General features: G+C 73.2%; 1 protein-coding gene and 1 pseudogene. Both read right to left on the bottom strand.

The annotated features are described in order from the left end of the window. Positions 1 to 248, bottom strand: a pseudogene (locus BN4348_RS60135) (hypothetical protein); the annotation flags it as partial. 132 nt (positions 249 to 380) lie between these two features. Then, the coding region (locus tag BN4348_RS60130; protein WP_066915385.1) for an aminodeoxychorismate synthase component I at positions 381 to 1482 on the bottom strand (1102 nt) is incomplete at its 5' end.

The raw sequence follows: 1482 nt of genomic DNA, 5'->3' as shown, positions 1-1482 counted from the left end.
CCGCCCGGGCTCACGTTGGCCGCCTGTTGGAACGGCGTGGGCGGACCCGCCTCCGCGGCCTCGGCGCCCGGCCCCGACGGCTTCGGCGTCTCGGGCATCAGGACCGACGCCACCTTCTGGCATCCGGCCCCGCCGTTGGTGCATGGCCCGGCGGCCGGCAGCGGCGTGCTGACCGAGGTCAGAGGCGTAACCGCGAGCGTCCCACCCATCAGGGCGGACGCCGCGGCGCCCAAGACGGCGATTCTCATGCGGCCCCCTAAAGCTGTCGACTCGCGATCGGCGCGGGTCAATCCCTGAAGCTTAGGACGACCGGGCTCGCGGCGTGGGGCATTATCCGAAATTCATGGCCGCGGCGCTGAGGTTTCACTCAACCGACCTCTTTAGCCCACCGATGCAGCGGCCGCGACGGGCGGCAGCCCGACGATCGGGGCGGCCTTGTGCAGGCACTCCTCCCATTCGGCGTCGGGGTGGGAGTCGGCGGTGATCCCGCCGCCGACTCCCAGCACGGCGCCGCCCCGGGCGTCGAACTCGACGGTGCGGATCGCGACGTTCAGCTCGCAACCGGCGATCGGTGAGGCGAGACCAATTGTGCCGCAGTAAATTCCGCGACGATTACGCTCCCATTGCGAAATCAACTGCCGCGCACGGTGTTTCGGGGTTCCGGTGACCGAGGCCGGGGGGAAGGCGGCGTCCAGCAGCGCCGACGTCGGCAGCTCGGCGGGAACCCGCGCCGACACCGTGGAAACCAGGTGCCACACGCCGGGCGCGCGCCGCACGACCAGCAACTCGGGCACGGTGACTGTGCCGACGATCGCCACCCGCCCGAGGTCGTTGCGGACCAGGTCCACGATCATGATGTTCTCGGCGACCTCCTTGGCCGACGCCCGCAGCGCCGACGGCCACGCGTCCAGCGGCAGCGTGCCCTTGATGGGGCTCGACGCCACGACCGTTCCGCGGCGCCGCAGAAAAAGCTCCGGAGACAGCGACGCCACCGCCCCCCAGGGCCCCGCGAGGTAGGCCGCCCGGGCCGGGGACGTCCGCGCGACCCCGTCGATGAAGAAGTCCAGGTGGGCGCCGGTGACCGAGCCGGTGAATTGCGTGCACACGCAGGCCTGATACACCTCGCCGGCGCGGATGGCGTCCAGGCAGGACAGGACCCCGCCGCGGTGCGTCGCCCGGTCGGCGGCGCCCCAGTCGATCCGGCAATCGCGCGCCGGCCCGGGCCGGGCCGCCAGCGCGGCGGTCAGCCAGTCCGGCATGCGGGCACCGGACAGGCTTTCGTACCACCACTGCCCGTCGCGGTCGCGGCGCAAAACGCAGTCGGTCCAGCCGCCCGCGGCCTCGGGGATCCGGTTGCCCCGCCCGTCGGCGCCGGGATCGGGGTAGGAGAGGTAGCCGACCCAGCCGCCGCCCACCGCCGGCGATTCGGGGGCCGGCGCGGACTGCGGGACCGCGAACGCGTCGCCGGCGTCCAGCGGCCGC

Source organism: Mycobacterium interjectum, from assembly GCF_900078675.2.
GTDB classification, from domain to species: domain Bacteria; phylum Actinomycetota; class Actinomycetes; order Mycobacteriales; family Mycobacteriaceae; genus Mycobacterium; species Mycobacterium interjectum.
The sequence above is the reverse complement of the archived record's forward strand: the minus strand, read 5'-3'. Positions and strand labels throughout refer to the sequence as shown.